The 5398-nt window shown below is 61.3% G+C and carries 5 protein-coding genes and 1 pseudogene; 3 read left to right on the top strand and 3 right to left on the bottom strand.

All coding sequences use genetic code 11. The features are described 5' to 3' along the window. Window positions 1-334 (top strand): annotated as a pseudogene (locus ACIQ36_RS17885) (hypothetical protein); the annotation flags it as partial. A 24-nt stretch (window positions 335-358) separates the two neighbouring features. Here the strand turns inward: ACIQ36_RS17885 and acpS are convergent. Further along, window positions 359-763, bottom strand: a complete 405-nt coding sequence (gene acpS, locus ACIQ36_RS17890; protein WP_395831837.1) for a holo-ACP synthase — start codon at window positions 761-763, stop codon at window positions 359-361. Then, the gene (aspS, locus tag ACIQ36_RS17895) at window positions 763-2562 is read right to left on the bottom strand and encodes an aspartate--tRNA ligase (protein WP_395831839.1); all 1800 of its coding nucleotides are present in this window, start codon (window positions 2560-2562) and stop codon (window positions 763-765) included. The genes acpS and aspS overlap by 1 nt, the downstream gene beginning before the upstream one ends. Window positions 2563-2668: 106 nt before the next feature. Between aspS and rnd the strand changes: the two genes are divergently transcribed. Together rnd and ACIQ36_RS17905 are read left to right on the top strand one after the other, a co-directional pair. Beyond that, window positions 2669-3817, top strand: coding sequence for a ribonuclease D (gene rnd / locus ACIQ36_RS17900; protein ID WP_395831845.1), 1149 nt, complete (start codon window positions 2669-2671; stop codon window positions 3815-3817). 1 nt (window position 3818) lies between these two features. Continuing rightward, window positions 3819-5090 carry an MFS transporter gene (locus ACIQ36_RS17905; protein ID WP_395831841.1) on the top strand — a complete coding sequence of 424 codons (1272 nt, stop codon included), beginning with the start codon at window positions 3819-3821 and terminating at the stop codon, window positions 5088-5090. Here the strand turns inward: ACIQ36_RS17905 and ACIQ36_RS17910 are convergent. Next, window positions 5087-5398, bottom strand: a 312-nt coding sequence (locus tag ACIQ36_RS17910; protein ID WP_395831843.1) for a YnfA family protein, incomplete at its 5' end; no start/stop codon positions are given. The genes ACIQ36_RS17905 and ACIQ36_RS17910 overlap by 4 nt on opposite strands.

Genomic DNA, 5398 nt, shown 5'->3' on the forward strand with positions numbered 1-5398 from the left:
CGGAAATGGTGGCGGCTTGATCAATGTTGGCGCCGGTAATGATAAAGTTACCGCGGGTAATGGCGGCTATACCATCAACACAGGGAGCGGAAATGACACGGTCTCTGCTGGTAGTGGGAACGACCACATTACCGTTCAGAACGCCAATACTCTGACATACACATATAATGGCGGCTTGGATTATATTTCGGGCTCCCTGCAGGCGTTGCAGTTGAGCATCAGCCCGGTAGCAACTTTTGATTACTCAAGCGGCCACTTGGTTGCGACGATTGATGCAAACAATAGCCTGACGGTTACGGGAATCAGCCATAGCTCTCAGGTGACGCTCATCTAACCCACTGAAAGCCCCCTCCCCGCCTTAGCGTGGGGAGGGTAGCCCGTAGATCATCACAATCGCCTGGGCCAGCGGATATTCGTCCGTCAGGGTCAGGTGAATATCGGCGGTCATGCCAATGGGCGTGATCGCCGTTAGTCTTTCTAAAGCCCCGCCCGTCAGCCGCAGCGTTGGCCTGCCGCTGGCAAGATTAATCACCACCATATCGCGCCAGAACACGCCGTTGCGAAAGCCGGTGCCCAGCGCCTTGGCGCAGGCTTCCTTGGCGGCAAAGCGTTTGGCGTAGGTGGCGGCGGGGTGTGCGCGGCGTTCGGCCTTCGCCTGCTCTTCTGGGGCGAAGACCCGGTCGCGGAAACGGTCGCCGAATCTCTCCAGCGACCGTTCGATGCGGCGGATGTCGCAGAGATCGTTACCGATCCCGAGTATCATTAGCTTTTGGTCTGCTTGGTCAGGGGAATATCGATTTTGATCGACAGTTCCTTGAGCCGCGCCGGATCGACCGGGCTTGGGGCCTGCATCAGCAAATCTTCGGCCTTTTGGTTCATCGGGAAGCAGACGACTTCGCGGATATTCGGCTCGTCAGCCAGCAGCATGACCATGCGGTCAACGCCGGGAGCCGAACCGCCGTGGGGCGGCGCGCCGAATTTGAAGGCGTTGAGCATGCCGCCGAAGCGGGCTTCAACATCCTCATTCTTGTATCCGGCGATTTCGAAGGCCTTATACATGATTTCCGGCAGATGGTTCCGGATCGCGCCCGACGACAGCTCAATGCCGTTGCAGACGATATCATACTGATAGGCGTTGATCGTCAGCGGATCTTGGTTCAGCAGCGCGTCAAGCCCGCCTTGCGGCATGGAGAAAGGATTGTGGCTGAAGTCGATTTGGCCGGTGTCTTCGTTCAGCTCGTACATCGGGAAATCGACGATCCAGCAGAAGTTGAACACGCTGGGGTCGATCAGGTTCAGCTCTTCACCCAGGCGCTTACGCGCTTGGCCCGCGAATTTTTCGGCGACCAGCTTCTTATTGCAGGCGAAGAACAGGGCATCGCCCGGTTGAATCCCGGCTTTTTCGGCTAGCAGCTTCAGCGCGTCCGGCCCGATGAATTTGGCGATGGGGCCTTTGGCCTCGCCGCTCTTATCCCACAGGATATAGCCTAAGCCGGGATGGCCTTCGCCCTTGGCCCAATCGTTGAGCTTATCGAAGAAGCTGCGCGGCTGGTCCGATACCTGCGGCGCGGGAATGGCGCGGACAACCGCACCACCAGCAACGGCGGTCTTGAAGGCGTTGAAGGTGACATCGTCGCGCGTGAAGATTTCGGTCACGTCGGCGATGACGATCGGGTTGCGCAGGTCCGGCTTATCAGAGCCGTACTTTAGCATCGATTCGCTATAGGCGATGCGCGGGAACGGATAGGGCGTAACGCTCTTGCCGTTCGAAAATTCCTCGAACACGCCGTGCAGCACCGGCTCGATGGCGGCGAACACGTCTTCTTGCGTGACGAAGCTCATTTCGAAATCGAGCTGATAGAATTCGCCGGGGCTGCGGTCGGCGCGGGCGTCCTCATCGCGGAAGCAAGGGGCGATTTGGAAGTAGCGGTCGAAGCCCGCCACCATCAGCAACTGCTTAAACTGCTGCGGCGCTTGCGGCAGGGCGTAGAAACGGCCCGGATGCATACGCGCGGGCACGAGGAAGTCGCGCGCCCCTTCCGGTGAGGAGGAGGTGAGAATCGGCGTTTGGAACTCGGTGAAGCCCTGGTCGATCATCCGGCGGCGCAGGCTGGCGATGACGTTGGAGCGCAACACGATGTTCTTATGAAGCCGGTCGCGGCGCAAATCCAGGAAGCGGTAGCGCAGGCGCGTATCTTCGGGATATTCCGCGTCGCTGTTCACTTGCAGCGGCAGCACATCGGCGGCGGACTGAAGGAAATATTCCTTCACCTGCACTTCAATGGCGCCGGTCGGCAGGTTCGGATTTACCGTTTCGGCGCTGCGATCCACAACGAGGCCGGAAACCGTAATTACGCTCTCAACGCGCACTTGGCTGGCGTCGTCAAAGAAAGCCGACTCGTTATCGATCACCAACTGAGTGATGCCGTAATGGTCGCGCAGATCGATGAACAGCAACTGCCCATGATCGCGCTTGCGGTGCACCCAGCCCGACAGGCGCACGGTCTGGCCGGTTTCGGCGCGGCTCAAGGCGTTGCAAGTATGCGTGCGATAGGCGTGCATGAAAAATTCCCAGCGGCTAAATCAGAATAGGCGGCAAAGCCACACGCTTTGACACCGAATGTCAAGGGCTGGCTATGCGGTTTCGCCTCAGTGTGCTATAGCGAAAATCATGATGATCCAAGATTCAGCCGCGTTAGCGGCCCTCTGCGCCATACTGGCGCAAGAAGCCTATGTAACGGTCGATACCGAGTTTATTCGTGATAAGACCTATTGGCCCCAGCTTTGCCTCGTGCAGGTGGCGGGAACCTCGGTGGCTGCGGCCATCGATCCGCTGGCGGAAGGCATCGACCTTGCGCCGCTGTTCGAGTTGATGGCCAATCCGGCGGTGCTGAAGGTCTTCCACGCCGCCCGGCAGGATTTGGAGATTTTCTACAATCTTACCGGCACGGTGCCGACCCCGCTCTGGGATAGCCAAGTCGCGGCGATGGTTTGCGGCTTTGGCGAAAGCGCGAGCTATGAGACGCTGGCGGGCAAGCTCGCCAATGCGCGCATCGATAAAAGCTCACGCTTTACCGATTGGTCGCAGCGCCCGCTGACCGACAAGCAGCTTTCCTATGCGCTCTCGGACGTAACGCACCTCCGCGTCATCTATGAGAAGCTGGCGAAACGCATCGAGAAAGCGGGCCGCGAATCGTGGGTGCAGGAGGAAATGGCGATCCTCACCGATCCCAAGACCTACCAGCTTGATCCCGAAACCGCTTGGCAGCGCCTGCGCCCGCGCACCGGCAACCGCCGGTTCCTCGCCATTCTCAAGGAACTCGCGGCGTGGCGCGAGGCGGAAGCCCAGCGCAAGAATATTCCCCGTCAGCGCTTGCTAAAAGACGAAGCGCTGCTGGAAGCCGCCGCCAATGCCCCGCGCGCCGTCGCCGATCTCGGGCGAATGCGGGCGCTGAGCAAAGGCATGATCGAAGGCTCGGTCGGTCAGGGTATTCTCGCCGCCGTCGAACGCGGCAATGCGATCCCCGAAGCCGACTGCCCGACCCTGCCGGAAAAGCCGGACGTGAGCGGAGGCAGAGCGGCCCTCATCGAGTTGCTGAAAGTGCTGCTGAAAGCCAAATGCGACAGTAATGACGTAGCGCAAAAGCTCGTCGCCAATAGCGCCGATATTGAAACGCTGGCGATGGAAGACTCCCCCGCCATCCACGCGCTGACCGGCTGGCGGCGCGAGGTGTTCGGCGAAGATGCTTTAGCGCTGAAACGCGGCGAAGTGGCGCTGACGGTCAAGGGCGACAGTATTCGGTTGATCCGGCTCTAGCATGCTCGCGTTGCTGACGGATCGGCGCTTCCTGCCGCTGTTCATTGCGCAGTTCCTGGGGGCCTTGAACGATAATTTGTTCAAGAATGCCCTGGCGATTCTCGTGGTCTACAAGTTGGTGCCCGATCCCGATGCGGCGCAAGCGCTGGCCGGGTTGGCGACGGCGCTGTTCGTGCTGCCCTATTTCTTCGCCTCGGCCTTTGCGGGCACGCTCGCGGACCGTATGCCGAAGGCCGCGCTGACCCAATGGGTGCGGTTAATCGAGATTCCGGCTCTTTTGCTGGGCCTCGCCGGGCTCGTGCTGGGGTCGATCCCTCTGCTGTTTGCCGCTTTAATTGGGATGGGCATTCTCTCCACCTTCTTTAGCCCGGTGAAATTCTCCCTCCTGCCGGAACTGCTGAAGCCGGAGGATCTGGCGCGCGGCAATGCCCTGTTTGCGGCGACCACCTTCGTCGCCATCCTCATCGGCACGATTATGGGCACCGAGTTGGTGCGGCTCGACGGCGGCCCTTGGATTGCCGGGCTCACGGGGCTCGGCATCGCCGTTCTGGCGTGGCTCGCCTGCCGGGCGCTGCCCCCGACGGTCGCCCTGCGCCCCGATCTAAAACTGCGCTGGAATTTCCTCGCCGATACCTGGGCCGTGTGTCGGGGCACCCTCGCCAGCCCCGTGCTGCGCCGCGTCGTGCTCGGGATTTCTTGGTTCTGGATGCTCGGCGCGGTGCTGCTGGCGCAACTGCCGGGCTTGGTGCGCAACCGCATCGGGGCTGACGAGCAGGTCGTGACCTTCTTCCTCGCACTGTTTTCGATTGGCATTGCCGTGGGCGCGGGCATCTGCGGGCGGATGCTGCACGGGCAGGTGAAATCCGGCCCGGTCGGCATCGGCGCGCTTGGGATGGCGCTGGCGACCTTCGATCTTTGGCTGGCCCTGCCCACCGCCCCCGTATCGAATGTGTTGACGCCGCTGCCCGCCTTTCTGGCGGAGGCTGCCAACTGGCGCTTGATCGGCGATTTCCTGCTGCTGGCGGTCGCGGGCGGGGTCTATACGGTACCGCTCTATACGCTGCTGCAAAGCCGCGCTCAGCCAGAAGCGCGGGCGCGGGCAGTTGCGACGAATAACATCGTGAATGCGGGCATGATGGGCCTCGGCACGGCGGGGACGGCGCTACTACCGGGTCTCGGCTTAACCGTGCCGGATTTGGTGCTGGGGTTGGGCGTGGGGCTCTTGATCTTGGCGCTTCCGCTCGCCCGCACTGCCGCCCAGGCGGATGCTTAAGCGCGCGGCGCGCCGATCAGAATAACGCCGACGCCCGCGAGGCAAATCCCCACCCCTAGCCAATCGGTTAGCACGGGCCGCACGCCTTCGACTCCCCAAAGCCACGCGAGCGAGGCGACGATATAGACCCCGCCATAGGCGGCGAAGGTGCGCCCGGCGGCGACCTGTTCTACCAAGGCTAAAGCGCCCGCGAACAGAATAAGCGAGACCACGCCGGGGATGAGCCACAGCACAGACTTATCTAGCCGCCACCACGCCCAAAAGGCAAAACACCCCGCGATTTCGGCAAGCGCGGCAAACACATACAG

Source organism: Elstera sp. (genome assembly GCF_044372965.1).
Classification (GTDB): domain Bacteria; phylum Pseudomonadota; class Alphaproteobacteria; order Elsterales; family Elsteraceae; genus Elstera.